This window comes from Collinsella aerofaciens (genome assembly GCF_028206795.1).
Taxonomy (GTDB): Bacteria; Actinomycetota; Coriobacteriia; order Coriobacteriales; family Coriobacteriaceae; genus Collinsella; species Collinsella aerofaciens_AX.
The window spans coordinates 1-1,478 of record NZ_JAQLFJ010000031.1 but is presented as its reverse complement, the minus strand read 5'-3'; the positions used below and the strand labels follow the sequence as shown (position 1 = coordinate 1,478).

The 1,478-nt window shown below is 67.9% G+C and carries 2 protein-coding genes; both read left to right on the top strand.

Annotation, left to right across the window (positions count from 1 at the left end):
- Positions 1-67: 67 nt before the first annotated feature.
- Positions 68-565, top strand: a complete 498-nt coding sequence (locus PMX70_RS10100; RefSeq protein WP_118268027.1) for a helix-turn-helix domain-containing protein — start codon at positions 68-70, stop codon at positions 563-565.
- Between the two features lie 20 nt (positions 566-585).
- Positions 586-1,437 (top strand): IS3 family transposase, encoded by an 852-nt coding sequence (locus tag PMX70_RS10095; protein WP_199583469.1) that lies wholly within the window; start codon positions 586-588, stop codon positions 1,435-1,437.
- The last annotated feature ends 41 nt before the right edge of the window (positions 1,438-1,478 follow it).

Here is a 1,478-nt window from a genome sequence, read left to right as displayed (position 1 = left end):
AAACCACCACAAAGGGGACAGTGAACTGCCTCCCATTTCTTGGACATCGGGAAATGGGAGGTTTTCCATGAGTATAGATCTCAGGTCGAAGCACGATCTGGAGTCCAGGAGGCGGGCCGTCGAGCTCTTCGACGCCGGCGTCGGCTGCAAGCCGGCGGCCGAGGCCCTGTCCGTCCCCCGCGAGACCGTGAGAGAATGGCAGTGGGTATACCGGGCGTTCGGAAGCGAGGCGCTGCTGTCCATGGACGGGAAACAATCCAGTTACACATTCGAGCAGAGGGTCGCCGCGGCGTCGGCCGTGGTCGACGACGGGATGGCGAAGGCCGACGCCATGGCCGAGTTCGGGATCAGGTCGAAATCCCCGCTGGAGCGCTGGTGCAGGCTCTACCGCGAGGGCGGCGCCGAGGCGCTGCGGCCCCGCCCGAAGGGCAGACCGAGGGGGTCGAGGTCGAAACCCCGGGCCCGCACCCGCGAGCAGGAGCTCGAGGAGCGCTGCCGCAGGCTCGAGGCCGAGGTCGCCTACCTAAAAAAATTGCGCGCCCTGGTCGAGCGGGACGGGCTCTGACCAGGGCGGCGGCCGAGGCGGTGAGGGCGCTGCGCGCGGAGGGGCACTCCCTGCGCCACCTGCTGGAGTGCTCGGGGCTCAGGAGGTCGACCTACTACTACGCGCTGGCGCACCCGCGGAGGCCGACCCGGCCCGAGCTGCGCGACGCCGCGGCCGAGATATTCTCGCGCACCGCCAACGGCTGCGGGCACCGGCAGATAGCCATGTGCCTGCGCGCCGAGCTGGGCGCGGTCGTGGCCGACAAGACCGTGCTCAAGATGATGCGCGAGATGGGCATCCGGTGCGGGATACGCCGCCGGGGCTCCCGCCGCCGGTACAGCTCCTACAGGGGGCTCGTGGGGAGCACGTTCGAGAACGTCATCGCGAGGGACTTCGGCGCCGAGGGGCCGTGGCAGAAGCTCGGCACCGACGTCACCGAGTTCAAGGTGGCGGGCGCCAAGGCCTACTGGGCCCCGGTGCTCGACTTCTGCACGAAGGAGATCGTGGCGAGCGACATATCGACCTCGCCGGACCTCGCCCAGCAGCACAGGATGCTCGACCGGCTCCTCGAGGCCCTGCCCGACGGGGCGGCGCCGACCATGCATTCGGACATGGGCTGGCAGTACCAGCACGAGTCCTACACCTCCAGGCTGGAGGGGGCGGGCATCACCCAGAGCATGTCGCGCAAGGGGAACTGCATCGACAACGCCGCCACCGAGCAGCTCTTCGGCCACGTGAAGGACGAGTTCTACCGCGGCAGGGAGTGGGGCAGCTTCGGGGACTTCAAGCGCGACCTGGAGGGGTACATAGCCCATTGGAACACGCGGCGCAGGCAGGTAAGATTGAAGGGCCTGACGCCGGAGGAGTTCCGGAACCGGGCCCTTGCGGCGTAGTCGCTATTTATTCAGTCCAAGTTTCGGGGCGCAGTTCACAG

What these genes read in the sequence shown, in the direction of transcription:
- PMX70_RS10100 (WP_118268027.1), top strand. Translation starts at nt 68, where the DNA reads ATGAGTATAGATCTCAGGTCGAAGCACGATCTGGAGTCCAGGAGGCGG.